General features: G+C 73.2%; 15 protein-coding genes and 1 other RNA gene. 12 read left to right on the forward strand and 4 right to left on the reverse strand.

Translation table 11 applies throughout. The features are described 5' to 3' along the window. Window positions 1-195: 195 nt before the first annotated feature. Window positions 196-1,302, reverse strand: coding sequence for a hypothetical protein (locus tag AC0682_RS10430; RefSeq protein ID WP_478532164.1), 1,107 nt, complete (start codon window positions 1,300-1,302; stop codon window positions 196-198). A 97-nt stretch (window positions 1,303-1,399) separates the two neighbouring features. On the opposite strand from AC0682_RS10430, the gene AC0682_RS10435 reads away from it, so the two are divergent. The 3 genes from AC0682_RS10435 to AC0682_RS10445 all read left to right on the forward strand — a co-directional run bounded on the left by AC0682_RS10435 (window position 1,400) and on the right by AC0682_RS10445 (window position 3,683). Continuing rightward, window positions 1,400-2,149: a GNAT family N-acetyltransferase gene (locus tag AC0682_RS10435; RefSeq protein ID WP_478532165.1), complete on the forward strand. Its 750-nt coding sequence runs from the start codon at window positions 1,400-1,402 to the stop codon at window positions 2,147-2,149. 117 nt (window positions 2,150-2,266) lie between these two features. Further along, on the forward strand, window positions 2,267-3,133 hold the full coding sequence (locus tag AC0682_RS10440; RefSeq protein ID WP_478532320.1) for a glycosyltransferase family 2 protein: 867 nt from the start codon (window positions 2,267-2,269) through the stop codon (window positions 3,131-3,133). 109 nt (window positions 3,134-3,242) lie between these two features. Beyond that, window positions 3,243-3,683 carry a hypothetical protein gene (locus AC0682_RS10445; RefSeq protein WP_478532167.1) on the forward strand — a complete coding sequence of 147 codons (441 nt, stop codon included), beginning with the start codon at window positions 3,243-3,245 and terminating at the stop codon, window positions 3,681-3,683. Between the two features lie 32 nt (window positions 3,684-3,715). On the opposite strand, the gene rnpB is transcribed toward AC0682_RS10445, so the two are convergent. Continuing rightward, window positions 3,716-4,124, reverse strand: an RNA gene (gene rnpB, locus AC0682_RS10450) — RNase P RNA component class A. Between the two features lie 300 nt (window positions 4,125-4,424). Next, window positions 4,425-5,795 (reverse strand): amino acid permease, encoded by a 1,371-nt coding sequence (locus tag AC0682_RS10455; RefSeq protein WP_478532322.1) that lies wholly within the window; start codon window positions 5,793-5,795, stop codon window positions 4,425-4,427. 202 nt (window positions 5,796-5,997) lie between these two features. Here AC0682_RS10455 and AC0682_RS10460 point away from each other — a divergent pair, with 202 nt between their 5' ends. The 8 genes from AC0682_RS10460 to AC0682_RS10495 all read left to right on the forward strand — a co-directional run bounded on the left by AC0682_RS10460 (window position 5,998) and on the right by AC0682_RS10495 (window position 13,831). Beyond that, a complete protein-coding gene (locus AC0682_RS10460; protein WP_478532168.1) occupies window positions 5,998-6,531 on the forward strand; it encodes a flavin reductase family protein in 534 nt (177 codons plus the stop codon). Then, complete coding sequence (locus AC0682_RS10465; RefSeq protein ID WP_478532169.1) at window positions 6,528-7,118, forward strand: chorismate mutase; 591 nt, start codon at window positions 6,528-6,530, stop codon at window positions 7,116-7,118. Before AC0682_RS10460 ends, AC0682_RS10465 begins: the two co-directional genes overlap by 4 nt. A 197-nt stretch (window positions 7,119-7,315) precedes the next feature. Further along, window positions 7,316-8,839, forward strand: a complete 1,524-nt coding sequence (locus AC0682_RS10470; RefSeq protein WP_478532170.1) for an FAD-binding oxidoreductase — start codon at window positions 7,316-7,318, stop codon at window positions 8,837-8,839. A gap of 32 nt (window positions 8,840-8,871) precedes the next feature. Continuing rightward, complete coding sequence (locus AC0682_RS10475) at window positions 8,872-10,086, forward strand: acyl-CoA dehydrogenase family protein (protein ID WP_478532171.1); 1,215 nt, start codon at window positions 8,872-8,874, stop codon at window positions 10,084-10,086. Window positions 10,087-10,201: 115 nt separating this feature from the next. Next, the gene (locus AC0682_RS10480) at window positions 10,202-11,287 is read left to right on the forward strand and encodes a methionyl-tRNA formyltransferase (RefSeq protein WP_478532172.1); all 1,086 of its coding nucleotides are present in this window, start codon (window positions 10,202-10,204) and stop codon (window positions 11,285-11,287) included. A gap of 11 nt (window positions 11,288-11,298) precedes the next feature. Then, entirely contained in the window at window positions 11,299-11,856 is a 558-nt protein-coding gene (locus tag AC0682_RS10485; protein ID WP_478532173.1) for a quercetin 2,3-dioxygenase, read from the forward strand. Window positions 11,857-11,859: 3 nt separating this feature from the next. Beyond that, window positions 11,860-13,068, forward strand: coding sequence for an MFS transporter (locus AC0682_RS10490; RefSeq protein ID WP_478532174.1), 1,209 nt, complete (start codon window positions 11,860-11,862; stop codon window positions 13,066-13,068). Next, window positions 13,061-13,831, forward strand: coding sequence for an SDR family NAD(P)-dependent oxidoreductase (locus AC0682_RS10495; RefSeq protein ID WP_478532175.1), 771 nt, complete (start codon window positions 13,061-13,063; stop codon window positions 13,829-13,831). The genes AC0682_RS10490 and AC0682_RS10495 overlap by 8 nt, the downstream gene beginning before the upstream one ends. A 144-nt stretch (window positions 13,832-13,975) precedes the next feature. On the opposite strand, the gene AC0682_RS10500 is transcribed toward AC0682_RS10495, so the two are convergent. Continuing rightward, complete coding sequence (locus AC0682_RS10500; protein WP_478532176.1) at window positions 13,976-14,674, reverse strand: TetR/AcrR family transcriptional regulator; 699 nt, start codon at window positions 14,672-14,674, stop codon at window positions 13,976-13,978. 401 nt (window positions 14,675-15,075) lie between these two features. On the opposite strand from AC0682_RS10500, the gene yaaA reads away from it, so the two are divergent. Further along, the gene (gene yaaA, locus AC0682_RS10505) at window positions 15,076-15,876 is read left to right on the forward strand and encodes a peroxide stress protein YaaA (protein ID WP_478532177.1); all 801 of its coding nucleotides are present in this window, start codon (window positions 15,076-15,078) and stop codon (window positions 15,874-15,876) included. The last annotated feature ends 15 nt before the right edge of the window (window positions 15,877-15,891 follow it).

Consider the following 15,891-nt stretch of genomic DNA (forward strand, 5'->3'; position numbering starts at 1 on the left):
CCGTCATCCCCTGCACCGCCTCCCGGCCACCGGCCGACTCGTTCGAACCGCCATGGACGACCCACGCATCCACGACGGCAGCCCGGATACGCACCGCCGACGCCGCTGGTGTCCCCCTTTTCACCCAACAGTCTCACGGGCCTCCGGCACTCCGGGCGGCCGGGCGAACCGCCGCCGGGGCCGGACGTGCCCGGCTCAGCCGGTCAGTTCGCCGGCCGGGGAGACCCGGGCGAACCAGCGCTCGGTCTCCTCCGGTTCGAGGGCGCGTTCCAGGATGAGGTCGCCGCGCATGCCCGGGAAGAAGCGGCCCGCGGGCCAGGAGCGCGCGTAGGACGGCTCGTCCAGCACCAGCAGGCGTACGCCGTCGACGAGGGGGATGTCGGCGGGGGTCCCCTCGTTCCAGAGCCGGTCGCCGTCCGGGGCCACCAGTTCGAAGGAGCCCGCGGTCCCCACTTGCCCGGGGGTCTCGCGGCAGACGGCGACCTCCTGCGGCGAGGGGGCGCGCCCCGCCACGTGGCCGCCGCCTATGAGCGCGTCGGCGAGCAGGGTGTGCAGCTGGAAGTTGTCGCCGATGCCGGAGAGCCGGAGCAGATAGCCGGTGGCGCTGGGGCGGTGGAGGACGACGAGCGGTTCGTCGTCCAGCACCTGGAGGGCGTAGGAGAGGCAGCGCAGCTCCTGGCCGGACGCCTGCGCGACGGCGGTGAGCAGCCGCAGCAGCTCGCCCCGGCCACTACCGGCTTGCCCGCGTACGGTGGCGTCGCCCAGCCCCGCGCCTGCCGCCACTTCGTCCAGCCCCGCCGGTACCGCCTCTCCGTCCAGCCCCGCCCGTACCGCCCGGTGGTTCAGGAGGGCGACCGCCGCCGTCTCCCACTGGCTCAGCGTCCACCAGCCCACCGCCGCCGCGAACCCGGTCCGCTCGACGATCTCCTCGCCCGGCTCCCCGCCGTCCGGGACGGGGAACGCGCCGCCCCCGGTCGCCGCCCACGCCTCGCCGAACGCCACGGCTCCCTCGAGTGCCGCCCGCAGCCCGGCCAGTACGCCGGGGGCGCAGCGCTCGGCGTCGGCGCCGCGCTCGACGCAGGCCCCGACGAGTACGGCGACGACCGCGCGGGGGCTGGGCGGAACCTGTTCCAGTACCGCGGCGAGGCGCGGGCCACCGGTGAACAGCTCGCTCTCCTTGGCCCGCCCGAAGGTCTCCTGCAGCCGGACGAACGCCTTGCCGGACCGTTTCGCGTCCTGGGCCACCACCGCGGCCTCGAAGTCCGCGACCGCTCCCCCGAAGCCGGCCTTGCTGAATATCATTCCGTCACTTTATCGACGCCCCATCGGGGGCGGTGAGGCCGGTCGGGGTCCGGCGGGCCGAGGGGCGGAACCGCGCCGATCGCGGGAGGATACGGACATGGCCGCTCCCGAGCCCGATGCCCCGCGAGAGCCCGAGGCCGTGGTCGACGCCGAGTCGGACCCGGGCGTCGACCACGTGACGGTCCCGGGCGCGGAAGCCGATGAGAGCAGGGAAACGGACCCGAACCAGGACGCGGACGGGGACGCGGAGACCGACGCCCCGCCCGGTCCCGAGCCGCTGACCGTCCCCAGCATGACCGCCGGCCCGGACTTCGTCCTGCGCCCCTGGGAGATGAGCGATCTGCCGCTGGTCCGCGAGGCCTCCCAGGACCCGTACATCCCCCTCATCACGACGATCCCCTCCCCTTACTCGGACGCGGCCGCCGAGGCGTTCGTCCGCAGGCAGTGGGAGCGGGCGGCCACGGGGGCCGGGTACCCGTTCGCGATCGTCCGCTCGCGGGACCGTCGGCCGGTGGGCTCCATCGGGCTCTGGCTGCGGGAGCTGCCGGAGGGCCGGGCCTCGATCGGGTACTGGATGGTCGCATCCGGGCGTGGCCAGGGGGTGACCCGCGCCGCCCTGCGTACGGTGACGAGCTGGGCCCTGCGCGACCTCGGCATCCCCCGCCTCCAGCTCTTCATCGAACCCTGGAACACCGCCTCCGCCCGGATCGCCGTGGACGTCGGCTACCGGCATGAGGGGCTGCTGCGCGGCTGGCAGCGGGTGGGGGGCGAGCGGCGGGACATGGCCGTGTACGGGTTGCTGAACACCGACGGGCCTACGGACGGCCGGGCGGTAACAGAGGACTGAACACCGAGGCGTTACGATCGCGGGCACCGCTGCCGACCAGCAGCCGCACGGCAGCCGAGCCCAGGAGTACCGAACTTGTCCGCGTCCGCACCACGCATCGGCGTTTCCATCGTGACCATGGGGGACCGCCCGCACGCGGTCGAGGCGCTGCTCGCGTCGGTCGCGATGCAGGACGTCCGGCCCACCCGACTCGTGATCATCGGCAACGGGACGACGCTTCCGGACTACGCCGCCACCCCCGGTCTGGAGGATCTCGACGGCGGGGTGACCACCATCGAGCTGCCGGAGAACCTGGGCTGCCCGGGCGGCCGCAACGAGGGGCTGCGCCGGCTCGCCGAGATCGGCGACGTGGACGTGGTGATCGAGCTGGACGACGACGGGCTCCTGGTCGACAAGGACGTCTTCCGCCGGGTCCGGGACCACTTCGCCGCCGACGACCGGCTCGGTATCGTCGGCTTCCGGATCGCCGACGAACACGGCGAGACCCAGCGCCGCCACGTGCCCCGGCTGCGGGCGGGCGACCCGATGCGGGGCGGCCAGGTGACGGCGTTCCTCGGCGGGGGCCACGCGTTCTCGATGAAGATGCTGGCGGAGACGGGGCTGTGGCCTGCGGAGTTCTTCTTCACCCATGAGGAGACGGACCTCGCCTGGCGCGCGCTGGACGCGGGGTGGAAGGTGCTGTACGAGCCGGAGCTGCTGCTCCAGCACCCGAAGACGTCCCCCGCCCGGCACGCGGTGTACTACCGGATGACGGCCCGCAACCGCGTCTGGCTCGCCCGCCGCAATCTGCCCCTCCCGCTGGTCCCGGCCTACCTCTCCACCTGGACCCTGCTCACCCTGGCCCGCACCCGCGACCCGAAGGGGCTGCGCGCGTGGGCGGGCGGGTTCGCGGAGGGCGTCCGCACGCCGTGCGGGGACCGGCGGCCGATGCGCTGGTCGACGGTGTGGCGGATGACGAGGCTGGGCCGCCCGCCGGTCATCTGACGAGCGGTGTCCCTCGCGTACAGGTGGGGGACAATGGCAGGAACACGAGCGAGGGGGTCCGGCGCCGGGGGAAGACGCGCGTCGGGAACACCGGGGGAGGAAGGCCGCGATGAGCTGGTACTGGTGGGTTCTCATCTTCTTCTGGATCGGGGGCTTCACCTGGACCCAGGACACCGTCCGCAAGGCTCTGCGCAAGCGGCACAAGCGGAAGCTGGAGCTGCTGAAGGCGACGACGGATCGGCAGCTCGCACTGGAGGCCGCCAACAGGCCGCCGGAGCCGGTCTGCGGCTGCACCCACCACCTGGCCAAGCACGACAAGCAGGGCCGCTGCCATGAGCAGGTGGAGCTGGCGACGGCCTGGGACGAGAACAAGAAGCCGCTGCGCTACGAGGCGGGCCGGTGCACCTGCCAGCAGTACGTGGGACCTCAGCCGCTCTCGCAGGTGTACGCGGAGGAGCTGACCGACCGCTGGCCGGCCGAGCCGCCGAGGGCGGAGGAGTCGGCGGCGAAAGAGCTCCCGGCGACGGCGAAAGAGCCTCCGACCGGGTGAGACACCCGGCCGGAGGCCCGGAAGACGGCCGGCAGACGAGTCGCGCTGTACGCCGGGTTCTGTCGCCCGGTCGCCTCGCGGCGGCCGGGGAGACGGCCATCCATCTAGGACCGGCATTGCTGCCGGCCTCGTGCGGTCTACCCGTGAACTCGGGCGAGCAGCCCTCGAACGTTCACGCAGGGCCGTCCATCGCTGGACCGGCCCCTCTTGACCTTGCTCCGGGTGGGGTTTACCTAGCCGCCTGAGTCACCTCAGGCGCTGGTGGTCTCTTACACCACCGTTTCACCCTTACCCGGGACCGGAGTCCCGGGCGGTCTGTTTTCTGTGGCACTGTCCCGCGGGTCACCCCGGGTGGCCGTTAGCCACCACCCTGCTCTGTGGAGCCCGGACGTTCCTCGGGAGGGTCCCGAAAGATCCTCACGCGGCCGTCCGCACGGCTCGTCTGCCGTGATCGCCATCCTACCGGGCAGACCGACAGGTCTGTCGGTGCCCCTCAGCCGGAGACCGAGGTCCCTCGGTCACCACGGACGCGGCCGACCGGCTCGACGGGCAGATCCCCCCGACGCCCATGTGGACGTCCCCGTCCCGGAGGCCCGCCTGATGATCACCCGGCGTGCCGGGACGCGGCACGAGGCGCACCCGGCTGCTGTCCCGGGTCGCGTCACATCGCTCCCGGACAGAGCACCCGGCGCGGGGCTCCGGCGCCCCGGGGAAGCCGACCGCGCGCCTCGGGCCCGGGGGTCAGTCGGCGGCCGGAACTGATGGCTCACGTGACGGGGTGGGAGGGGGGAGGGGGGCGGTCTGCCCGGTCGGGTGCGGGGCGCGGCGCCGGGCGAGGCGGGCGCCGGTCAGGGCCAGGGCCGCCGACAGGGCCGCAGAGGTGAGGAGTTGGGGGCGGGTGGCGGGAGACAGCGCCATCAGCACCATCAGCACGGCGATGGCGACGATCACCGCCCGTGTGGTGGCCGGGAAGCCGCGGGTACGGAGCACCAGACGGCCGGCGCGTTCCAGGGACCGGCGCAGCACCAGGTGGGAGCAGGCCAGCGCAAGCCACATGAAGAGCATCGCCGCACCCATCGCCTTGGCCAGCAGCGGGAGCGCCGCGCCCGGGGCCACGGCCTCCGGGACGACCGCGGCGAAGCCGACGGCCGAAGCGGTGGCGACCGCGCGGATCGGCACCCGGCGCCGGGTGCGGCGCGCCAGCGCCCGGGGCGCCTCGCCCCGCTCGGCCAGGGAGTACAGCATGCGCGAGGTGCCGTACAGGTTGGCGTTGAGGGCGGAGAGCAGGGCCACGAGGATCACCGCCTGGGTGATCACGTCCGCGTGCGGGATACCGAGGCGGACGAGCGCGGCGACGTACGGGCTCTCGCCCGGGCGCGCCGAGCGCCAGGGCAGGAGCAGGACGAGGACGAGCACCGACCCCAGGTAGAACAGGGCGATCCGCCAGATCGCGGTACGGACCGCGGTGCGGATGCTGCGGCCCGGGTCGTGCGACTCGGCCGCCGCCATGCCGATGACCTCCATGCCGCCGAAGGCGAAGACCACTCCCAGGAGCGCCGTCACGATGCCGGACAGGCCGTACGGGGCGAACCCGCCGTCGCCGGTGAGGTGCGCCAGGCCCGGCGAGCTGGTGCCGGGCAGCAGCCCGAGGAGGGCTGCGGCGCCCAGGGCGATGAAGGCGAGGATGGCCAGGACCTTCAGCGAGGCGAACCAGAACTCGGCCTCACCGAAGGTACGGACGTCCGTCATGTTCACCATAGCGAAGATCGTCATCGCGGCAAGCGTGAAGGCCCACGAGGGTACGGCCGGCCACCAGGTGTGCAGGATCGCCGCACCGGCCAGGGCCTCCACCGCGATGGCGACCGCGGTGACCCATGTGTACAGCCAGCCGGTCGTGAACCCGGCCCACGACCCCAGCGCCCGGCGCGCGTAGGCCGAGAAGGACCCCGACTCCGGCAGGGCGGCGGCCAGTTCGCCCAGCATGCGCATGATCGCGAGGGCGAGCGTGGCGGCCAGCGCGTACGAGACGAGCACCGCGGGACCGGCCGCGGCGAGCCCGGCGCCGGTGCCGACGAACAGTCCGGCGCCGATCACGCCACCCAGGGCGAGCATCGCCAAGTGGCGGGAACGGAGAGCCGCTTGAGCGGTGCGGGCAGGCGGTGGTGTCACAAATTTCCCTTGTGCAAGCGGTCTGCCGGCGAGCGCCCGGTTGACCAGCGTGGCGCAATCTGTGTTAGAAAAGCTATCAGCGTTTACAAGACGCGCTAGCGTTTAGGCAGCAACAAGATTCGCACTACCGTGCGAGGGGGAATCAATGCCTGCACCATCCATCATCCATGCCCGCGGCACGACCGCGGGCCGCGCGCCCGCGGATCTGCGGGACGTCATGCGCCGCTATCCCACCGGAGTGACCCTCCTCAGCAGCGGCAGCGCGGAGACCGCCGTGGCCATGACCGTCAACGCGTTCACCTCGGTCTCGCTCGACCCGCCGCGCGTCCTGGTCTCCGTCATGAAGACCGCCCGCGCGCACCCCGTCATCAGCGCCAGCGGCAAGCTCGGGATCCACCTGCTCGCCGCCCACCAGGGCGACGTGGCACGGCTGTTCGCCTCCCGCGAGAAGCCGTCCGGGCACTCCCTGGGGTCCTACCTCGACCGCTTGGCCGAAGGGCACGACGTCCTGCCCGGCGCCCTGGCCTCGCTCACCTGCGAGGTCGAGGACACCTACTCGGGCGGCGACCACAGCCTCTTCCTGGCCCGCGTCCTGCACACCACGTGCGCCGAGGAGCCGCAGGACGCGCTGGTGTTCCACCAGGGGCGCTTCACCTCCGCCACCGCGGACGGGAGTTGAGCCCGGAAGCGGCCCCGCGCGCCGCCCCGGCGGCGGGTTCCGGTACGGCGTGGCCGACCGGCACGGGGGCGGGAGCCCGTACGCCCCACGCGGCCGCGCGCAGGGCCCGTACGACCGACACGGGCGGGTCCGCGGAAGCCCGTACGGCCGACGGCGCGCTCGACGCCACGGCCGCCGCGGTCTCTGCCGAGGACACCCGCACCGTCGCCCTGGCCGCGGTCCGCGGCGCCATCGCCGTGGCCGCCGACACCGCGCCGGCCATCGCCCGTGCCACCCACGACCTTCTCGCCGCGCTGCTGGCCGCCAACCGTCTCGAACGGGACGACCTGGTCAGCCTGGTGTTCACCCAGACCCCGGATCTCACCGCGACCAACCCCGCGCTCGCCCTGCACGAGGCGGGCTGGGACCTGCCCGCGCTCTGCGCTCAGGACGCCGCCTTCGCGGGGGCGCCCGCCCGCACCCTGCGGGTGCTGGCGCACCTCCGCTGGGGCCGTCCCGACCGGCCCGCCCCGGCCTACCTCGCGGGCGCGGCCCCCACCCGGCCCGGCGCCGACGTCGGCCCGCGCGCGGCCCCTGACAAAGCCTGAGCCGGACCCCGACGGAGCCTGAGCCGGATTCCGGCCGGGGCCCCCGGCACAGAGCCCGGTGCTCCATGAGGCCCGGGCCGGAGTCCGGGCCCGACCCGGTGCAGCCGGCTCGCCCCGGCGCCCCGCCTTCCCCCACCTCCCATCGCCCGCCGTACGTCCTCGTCCGCCGACGGGTACGCACCCTCCGAGGATTCGCCATGTCCGAAACCGCCACCCACCCCGACCTCCCCACCGCCCGGACCACCGCGCCGCCCGCCCCGGGCCTCGACACGGTCCTCGACACCGTCGCCGCCGCCCTCGGTCCCGAGCACGTGATCCGGTCCGTCGTCGGCGCCGCCGAGCCGCTGCCCGCGGAGACCAACGTCTCCGCCTTCGCCGCCCGCCCGCTGCACGCCGTCCTCCGCCCCGGCAGCACCGAGGACGTACGGCTTGTCGTCCGCGCCTTCGACGCGCACGGCGGAACCCGCGCCGGGCTGCCCGGCCTGCACGCCGTCTCCACCGGCCGCAACTGGGGCCTGGGCTCGAAGGAACCGGCGACCGGACCCGTGGTCCGCCTCGAACTCGACCGCCTCGACGCCGTCCGCGCCCTCGACACCGACGCCGGATACGCCGTGGTCGAACCCGGCGTCACCCAGGCCGCTCTCGCCGCCCGGCTCGCCGGCACCGACCGCATGCTCAACGTCACCGCCTCCTCCGGCCACACCTCCCTCGTCGGCAACCTCGTCGACCGGGGCGTGGGCCTGCGCCGCCAGCGCACCGAGGACCTGCTCGGCCTGGAGCTGGTGCTCCCCGACGGCCGCCTGATACGCACCGGCTGGTGGCCCGGCACCACCGCGGGCCGCGCCGCCAACCCGTACGGCCTGGGACCCAGCACCCTGCACCTGTTCACCCAGTCCCCGCTGGCCGTGGTCACCGCCGCCGTGGTCCGGCTGCTGCCGCGTCCCGAGGCGCAGCGCGTGGTCCGGCTCTCCTTCGGCCGCGACCGACTGCCCGAGGCCGTGGACCTGATCCGCCGCTGGCGGGCCGGCAACGTGCTCTCCGGCGTCGTGAAGATCTACGACACCGCCTCCACCGCCACGTACGGCGGCGAGCGCGGCCTCGGCTACCTCGCCCACCTGTGCGTGGACGCCACCGCGGGCACTCTCGACGCCCTGGTCGGCGCGCTCGTCGAAGAGGCCCGCGCCACCGGCCTGTTCGACCGGATCGCGGCCGGTGAGGAGCCCGCCGCCGACGACACCGTCTCCAAGGTCGTCCAGGCCGCCTACGCGGGCTCGGTCGAGTTCAACGAGGACATGCTCGCCTCCGCCACCGGCACCCGCGCCGGCCTCGTCGACGCCGAGGGCAACGGCTGGCTGTTCTTCCTGCCGCTGATCCCCTTCACCGGCGCCGACACCTCCCGCGCCCTGACCCTGCTCGACACCATCCACGCCGAGACCGGCATCCGGCCCGGTGCCACCGTCAACGCGCTCGACGCCGACGTCATCGACCTGGTCGTCTCCTTCCCCTTCGACCGGGCCACCCAGGCCGAGGCCGCGCACCGCGCGCTGGACCGGGCGTACGAGCTGTTCGCCGACTCCGGCTGGGCGCCCTACCGGCTGGACTCCGCGCACGGCGGCTGGGGCCGCGCCCATGCCCCGGACGCCGCCGACGCCGACCTGGTCGGTGACATCGCCGCTCTCGTCGACCCGCACCGCACGCTCGCGCCCGGCCGCTACCTCTGACCGTCCCGCCCCGTTCACCGAAGGACCCCGTCATGACCGAGACCACGACCACCACGCCCTCGACGGCCGAAGCCGACCGCGCGCACGTCCCCGACACCGCCGAGGCGATCCTCGCGCACGCGCGCACCCTGGTCCCGCTGCTGCGCGAGGCCGGGCCCCGCATCGAGGCCAACCGCACCCTGCCCGAGGACATCGTCGCCCTGCTGCGCGACGGCGGCGTCTTCCGTGCCGCCATGCCCAAGACCTGGGGCGGCCCGGAGCTCACGTCCATGCAGCAGTGCGAGCTGATCGAGACCCTCGCCACCGGCGACGCCTCCACCGCCTGGTGCGCGATGATCGGCATGGACTCCGGCATCTACTCCGGCTACCTCGACGACGAGGTGGCCCGCGAGATGTACCCCTCGCTGGACCTGGCCAACTCCGGCTGGATCTACCCGCAGGGCCGCGCCGTGCGCACCGAGGGCGGCTACCGGCTCACCGGCCGCTGGAAGTTCGGCTCCGGTTCCGCTCACTGCGACTGGCTCGGCGCCGGCTGCCTGATCACGGACGAGGACGGCAACCCCGAGCCCGACCCGGTCACCGGCGAGCCCACCCACTGGCGGGTGCTCGTCTCCCGGCCCGACGCCTACACCTTCCACGACACCTGGCACACCACCGGCCTGGCCGGCTCCGGCAGCCAGGACTACTCCTGCGAGGACCTGTTCGTCCCCGAGGAGCGCTCCTTCAGCTTCTCCGACCCGCGCCGCACCGGCCCCCTGCACACCAGCCCCGACGCGATCCTGCGCAAGATGTCCGGCATCCCGCTCGGCATGGCCCGCGCGGCGCTCGACCACGTGCGGGAGATGGCCGCGCACCGCACCGACCGCGAGACCGGAACCCCCTGGACACAGGACCACCGGGTGCAGAGCACCATCGCCCGGCTGGAGGGCGAGCTGCTCGCCGCCCGCTCCGGGGTGTACGCCAGCCTCACCCGCCAGTGGGACGCGCTGGTCGGCGGCACCGAGCTGACCGACGAAGCCCGGGTGGCCACCGCCATCGCCCGCCGACACGCCTTCCGTACCGCCCGCGACATCGTCCAGACCCTCTTCGACCTGGTCGGCGGCTCCTCCGTCTACAAGCCCTCGCCGCTGGACCGCTGGCTGCGCGACGCCTGGACCATGAACCAGCACGCCGTCGCCCAGGACTCGATCCTCCAGCTCACCGGCAACGTGCTGCTCGGCGGGAAGTCGACCAGTCCCTTCTTCTAGACGGCCCGTTCCGGTCTTCCGGACGGCCCGTTCCGGTCTTCTGAACGGTCTGTTCCGGACCGGCCGGTCTCCCGTACGTCGCAGAGACACGTCGAACAGAAAGGTGTCACGCCCCATGGCTCCCACGGCTCCCCAGGAACCCGCGGGCCGGATACGCGTCGTGCTGTTCTCGGAGGTCAACTCCAAGCTCGGCTCGCCGTTCCTGAGCATGCTCCACGGCCACCCGCAGGTCGACCTGGCAGCGGTGGTCACCTCCCCGCAGGGCAAGCGCTGCTCGTACTTCACCGACGACCCCGAGCAGGTCGACCTGGTCACCCAGGGCGCCGCGCTCGGCGTGCCGGTGCTGAGACCCTCCTCGGTCAACCTGCCCTCGTTCGTCGAGGAGTTGGAGGGCTGCGGCGCGGACTACTTCCTCGTCGCCAACTTCCAGCAGATCCTGCGCGAGCGGCTGCTGTCGGTGCCCCGGGTCACGGCGGTGAACTTCCACCCGTCCCCGTTGCCCGCCTTCGCCGGCCTCTCGCCCTTCTACTGGATGATCCGTGAGGGCGCGACCGAGTCCGCGGTGTCCGCCATCGAGATGGCGCCCGTCCTCGACAGCGGCGACCTGATCATGCAGCACCAGGTGCCGCTGACCGGCGACGAGACCGCGATCGAACTGCGCACCGCGCAGGAGCGGGCCAACGTCCTGATGCTCCTTGAGCTCATCCCGCAGCTCGTCGACCGCAGTTACCGCCCGATCCCCCAGGACCCGGCGCGGCGCTCGTACTTCGGCCGTCCCTCGGACGCCGACCTGCGCCTGGACTTCCGTCTGCCGACCGCCGTCGTGGCACGGCACGTCCGGGCGGGCTACCGCTCGCCCGGCGCCTGGACCGCCGACGAGGCCGGCCGCCGGGTGCGCGTCCTGTCCGCCGACCCCGAGCCCGCCGACGCACCCGACCAGCCTCCCGCGCCGGGTCTTGTGGTGTGCGACGCGGCGGGCCGGGTCTTCGCGGGCTGCGCCGACGGCTGGCTGGAGGTGCTCACCACCGAGTGCGACGGCCGGGAGACCCCGGTCGGCGGCACCGGCCAACTGACCGACGGCATCCGCCTGGAATCACCGCACACGCCGGTTCCGGCCCGGCCGGGCTCCGCACCGGGCCCGGTCTCCGCGTCCGGCCCGGCTCCCGTGCCATCACCCCCCGCCCCCGTTCCCGTCCCCTGAGGTCCGTACCCATGTCATTGAACGAACAGCTCCACGGCGAGCACCCGCCGACCCTCGGCAAGGTGCTGCACATCCCCGCGGGCCAGGGCCCATCCGTCTGGCTCAACGGCGACGTCTACACCGTCAAGGTCGACACCGCGCAGTCCGGTGGGACCATCACGCTGCTGGAGGCCTCCGTCCCGCCCGGCGGCGGTCCGCCCGCCCACGACCACCGCAACGAGGACGAGGCCTTCTACCTCCTCGAAGGCGAACTCGAGTTCTACGCCGACGGCCGGACCTACGACGTACGCGCCGGCGACTTCGTCTTCGTACCCAAGGGCACGGTGCACCGCTTCCGCAACAAGGGCCTGCACGCCGCCAAGCAGCTGCTGATCTTCACCCCGAGCGGCTTCGAGGAGTTCTTCCTCCAGGCCGGTGTCGAGGCCCGGCCCGGCGAGCCGATCCCGGTCTTCGACCCGGCCGACAACCCCCGGGCCAAGGAGATCGCCGAGTCGCTCGGCTCGTACCAGATCGCCGAGTCGCCCGAGGTACCGCAGCCCGGTCCGGCCAGCAGCACGATGAGGGTGTGAGTCGTGCCCTTCGCCATCTACATCCTGGGCCTGGGCATCTTCACCATGGTCACCAGCGAGTTCCTGGTGGCCGGGCTCATGCCCCAGCTCTCCGAGGACCTGGGTGCCGGCATCCCGCAGATCGGCTACCTGGTCTCCATCTACGCCGCCGCCATGGCCCTGGGCGGCCCCCTGCTGACCGCCTTCCTGCTGAGGCTGCGTCAGAAGACCGCCCTGGTCCTCCTGTACGTCGTCTTCCTGGCCGGCCAGGCGCTGGGCGCCCTTGCCACCGACTACGGCCTGATGGTCGTCGCCCGGTTGGTCACCGGGGCCGCCTCCGGCGCGTTCTTCGGCGTCGCGCTCGCCGTGTGCGTCCGTATCACCGGGCCCGAGGTGCGCGGCCGGGCCACCTCCATCGTGCTCGGCGGCCTGATGGTCGGCACCGTACTCGGCCTGCCGATGTCGCAGCTGGCAGGGGAGCACTACGGCTGGCGGTTCGCGTTCTGGGCGGTGGCCGCCCTGGCCGCGCTGGCCCTCGTCGTCACCTGCGGCGCGGTTCCGGCCCTGCCCAAGGAGGAGACCGACGGTGCGGGCGGCTCCGTGCGGGCCGAGCTGGGCGCGTTCGGCAACGCGCGGCTGTGGGCCGCCTTCGCCACCAGCATGCTGATCATCGGCGCCACTTTCGCCGCTTTCTCGTACTTCGTACCGATCCTCACCGACGTCACCGGCTTCGCCGCGGGCACCGTCCCGCTGCTGCTGGTGCTCTACGGCGCCGCCACCGTCGTCGGCAACGCCGTGGTGGGCCGCCTCGCCGACCGGCACACCATGACGGTGCTCGGCACCGGTCTGGCGCTGAACACCGTGTTCCTGACGGTGTTCGCGCTCGGCGCGGGCAACGCGGTGACGGCGCTGGTCGCGATGACGGGCATCGGGCTGGTCGGCGTGACCATGAACCCGGCGATGGTGACCCGCGTGATGCGCACCGCCAACGACCGTCCGCTGGTCAACACCGTCCACACCTCCTTCATCACCCTCGGCGTGGTCGTCGGTTCCTGGGTCGGCGGCATCGGCGTCGCGCACTGGGGCCTGCGCGCCCCGCTGTGGACGGGCGCGGCGATGGCCGTCCTCGGGCTGCTGACGCTGCTGCCCGAAGCCCTGCGCCGGACCGCCCCTTCCGCGCCCTCCGCCGTGGACTCCTCGCTCCCGACGACCGAAAGGCCGACCCGTGTCTGATCCCACCACGCCGCCCTCCGCACCCGCGCAGGACCGGGTCGCCCTGGTGACCGGGGCAAGCCGCGGCATCGGCGCGGGCATCGCCCGCCGACTGGCCGCTGAGGGGATCAGGGTGGCCCTCACCTACACCCGGGGCGCCGCGGCCGCCGACGAGGTGGTCGGCGCGATCGAGCGGGCGGGCGGCACAGCCCTGGCGATCCGGGCCGACGCGGCCGGGCACGAGGGTCCGGCCGCCGCCGTGGAGGCCGCCGTCGCGCACTTCGGCCGCCTCGACATCCTGGTGAACAACGCCGGGTACATGGACCTCAGCGGGGCCGGACTGACCGATGTGACCCCCGAGGTGGTCGATCGCACACTGCACGTCAACGTGCGCGGCGCGCTGCTCACCGCGCAGGCCGCCGCCCGGCACCTGCCGGAGGGCGGCCGGATCGTGAACATCGGTTCCTGCGTCGGCGAGCGGGTGCCAGGCGGGGGGATGACCCCGTACGCGGTCAGCAAGGCCGCGATCCTGGGGCTGACCCGGGGACTGGCGCGGGACCTGGGTGCGCGCGGGATCACCGTCAACCAGGTCAGCCCCGGTCCGGTCGACACCGACATGAACCCGACCGACGGGCCCACGGCCGACTTCCAGCGGGCCGGCACCGCGCTGGGCCGCTACGGCGCCCCGTCCGACATCGCCGAGGCGGTCGCCTACCTCGTCTCGCCCGGCGCCGCGTTCGTCACCGGCGCCACCCTCGCGGTGGACGGCGGGGCCACCGCCTGACGTACGCGTCCTGGTGAGGGGCCGGGCTGTCCACGACCGCCCGGCCCCTCATCGACGATGTGCATGAAACGCAAAACGCTTTCGGATTCCCCATCCATTATTTACGAAGGCTTGCCGCCAGGAATTATCACCATTCAAAGGAAATCATTCGCCAAGACCCAGCATTTCGATGATCGCTTCGACTTCGCGTCGATACACCTGGGACGGGTCGACGATCTGCTGACCGAGGTGGCCGAACACCTCCAGCATCACCGGGCCGTACATCCGCCCCCAGATCCGCAGGGTCAGGCCGAGCGCCTGCGGCGGCAGGTGCGGGAACTGCTCCCGGGCCGGGGTGACCAGGGACTCCTGGAAGTCGGACCACTCGGCCTGGTCCTCGCGGATCGCCGCCGGTACCCGGCCCCACGCACCGGCCACCACGTCCAGCAGCGCCATGCAACATCGCCGCGCCGCCTTCGTGACGTCCTCCGGGGGGCTGAAGCCAGGCAGGCCGTCGCCGTAGATCAACCGGAACGCCGCCGGATTCGCGACCGACCAGGTGCGGAACGTGTCGCAGACCGCGCGCACCCGGGCAGCCGCCTCCTCGGGCGGGAGTCCGGCCAGGGCGGCCTCGTGGGAGTCGGCCAGCTCGTTGTAGGCGTCCGCCGCGAGGGTGGAGATCAGCTGGTCCCGGGTGTCGAAGTAGCCGTACAGCGCCGCCGCCGTCATGCCCAGTTCCCGGGCGATCCCACGCAGCGTGATGCCTGCCGGGCCCGACTCCGCCAGCGCCTTCAGGGCGGCTTCCTTGATCTCCACGATCGTCTGCCGGCGGAGCCGCGCGCGGCGGGTGGGCTTCGCATCCATGCTGTTGTCCTCCTGGTCGGGGGGCAGAACTATACGGCGTTTGGTTCGCAGCGTACGCCTGGTAAGATAAACGCCGTTAATAAACTGAGTGCCGATCACTCACCGTTTTCCGTCCCGCGCTTTCCGCCCCGCCTCCGCCCTGCCCTTTCATCCGCCGACGGGGCGCGGCGGAAGGTCCTCGACCTTGCCGCGACGCCAGGGGCCCTTAGCCGCATGCGCATCGGAGAGATCGCCGCGCTCGTCGGAGTCACCTCACGGGCCGGGTGGAGCGCCGCCACCCGGACGGCAGGCTGGTACAGGTCGGCGCCGGCACCCCCCGCCCCCGTACCCTTGCCGAGGATCCCGGCGCGCCCGCACGCCCACCGGGGGCCGACCGGTCGTGCGTACGAAGGAGAACCGCCGTGCTCGTGCTGTTGCCGCCCTCCGAAGGAAAGGCCGCCTCGGGGCGCGGGGCTCCCCTGAAGCCGGAGTCGCTGTCGCTGCCGGGGCTCGCCGAGGGGCGGGCGGCGGTCCTGGACGAGCTGGTGGAGCTGTGCCAGGCGGACGAGGAGAAGGCCCGTGGGGTGCTCGGGCTGAGCGTGGGGCTGCGGGGCGAGGTGGGGAAGAACGCGGAGCTGCGGACCGCCGGGACCCGGCCGGCCGGGGAGCTGTACACCGGGGTGCTGTACGACGCCCTCGGCCTGGCCTCCCTGGACGCGGGCGCCCGGCGGCTCGCGTCCTCGTCGCTGCTGGTCTTCTCCGGGCTCTGGGGCGCGGTCCGGATCGGGGACCGGATTCCGCCGTACCGCTGCTCGATGGGCGTGAAGCTCCCCGGCCTCGGCGCGCTCGGCGCGTACTGGCGCGGGCCCATGGAGGCGGTCCTGCCCGAGGCCGCCGGGGACGGGCTCGTCCTGGACCTGCGGTCCTCCGCCTACGCGTCCGCGTGGAAGCCCAAGGGTGAGGTCGCCGCACGGACGGCGAGCGTGCGGGTGCTCCAGTCCCAGATCGTGGACGGGGTGGAGAAGCGGTCCGTGGTCAGCCACTTCAACAAGGCGACGAAGGGGCGGCTGGTCCGCGACCTGCTGTCGGCGGGGGCCCGGCCGAAGGACCCGGCGGAGCTGGTGGATGCGCTGCGCGATCTCGGGTACGCGGTGGAGGCCGAGGCCCCCGCGCGCGCCGGGCGGCCGTGGTCCCTCGATGTGGTGGTGACGGAGATCCACTAGTCTCGTTGCATCCTA

The organism is Streptomyces sp. NPDC043746 (assembly GCF_056436485.1).

What these genes read in the sequence shown, in the direction of transcription:
- AC0682_RS10430 (WP_478532164.1), bottom strand. Translation starts at nt 1,302, where the DNA reads ATGATATTCAGCAAGGCCGGCTTCGGGGGAGCGGTCGCGGACTTCGAG.
- AC0682_RS10435 (WP_478532165.1), top strand. Translation starts at nt 1,400, where the DNA reads ATGGCCGCTCCCGAGCCCGATGCCCCGCGAGAGCCCGAGGCCGTGGTC.
- AC0682_RS10440 (WP_478532320.1), top strand. Translation starts at nt 2,267, where the DNA reads ATGGGGGACCGCCCGCACGCGGTCGAGGCGCTGCTCGCGTCGGTCGCG.
- AC0682_RS10445 (WP_478532167.1), top strand. Translation starts at nt 3,243, where the DNA reads ATGAGCTGGTACTGGTGGGTTCTCATCTTCTTCTGGATCGGGGGCTTC.
- AC0682_RS10455 (WP_478532322.1), bottom strand. Translation starts at nt 5,795, where the DNA reads ATGCTCGCCCTGGGTGGCGTGATCGGCGCCGGACTGTTCGTCGGCACC.
- AC0682_RS10460 (WP_478532168.1), top strand. Translation starts at nt 5,998, where the DNA reads ATGCCTGCACCATCCATCATCCATGCCCGCGGCACGACCGCGGGCCGC.
- AC0682_RS10470 (WP_478532170.1), top strand. Translation starts at nt 7,316, where the DNA reads ATGTCCGAAACCGCCACCCACCCCGACCTCCCCACCGCCCGGACCACC.
- AC0682_RS10475 (WP_478532171.1), top strand. Translation starts at nt 8,872, where the DNA reads ATGACCGAGACCACGACCACCACGCCCTCGACGGCCGAAGCCGACCGC.
- AC0682_RS10480 (WP_478532172.1), top strand. Translation starts at nt 10,202, where the DNA reads ATGGCTCCCACGGCTCCCCAGGAACCCGCGGGCCGGATACGCGTCGTG.
- AC0682_RS10485 (WP_478532173.1), top strand. Translation starts at nt 11,299, where the DNA reads ATGTCATTGAACGAACAGCTCCACGGCGAGCACCCGCCGACCCTCGGC.
- AC0682_RS10500 (WP_478532176.1), bottom strand. Translation starts at nt 14,674, where the DNA reads ATGGATGCGAAGCCCACCCGCCGCGCGCGGCTCCGCCGGCAGACGATC.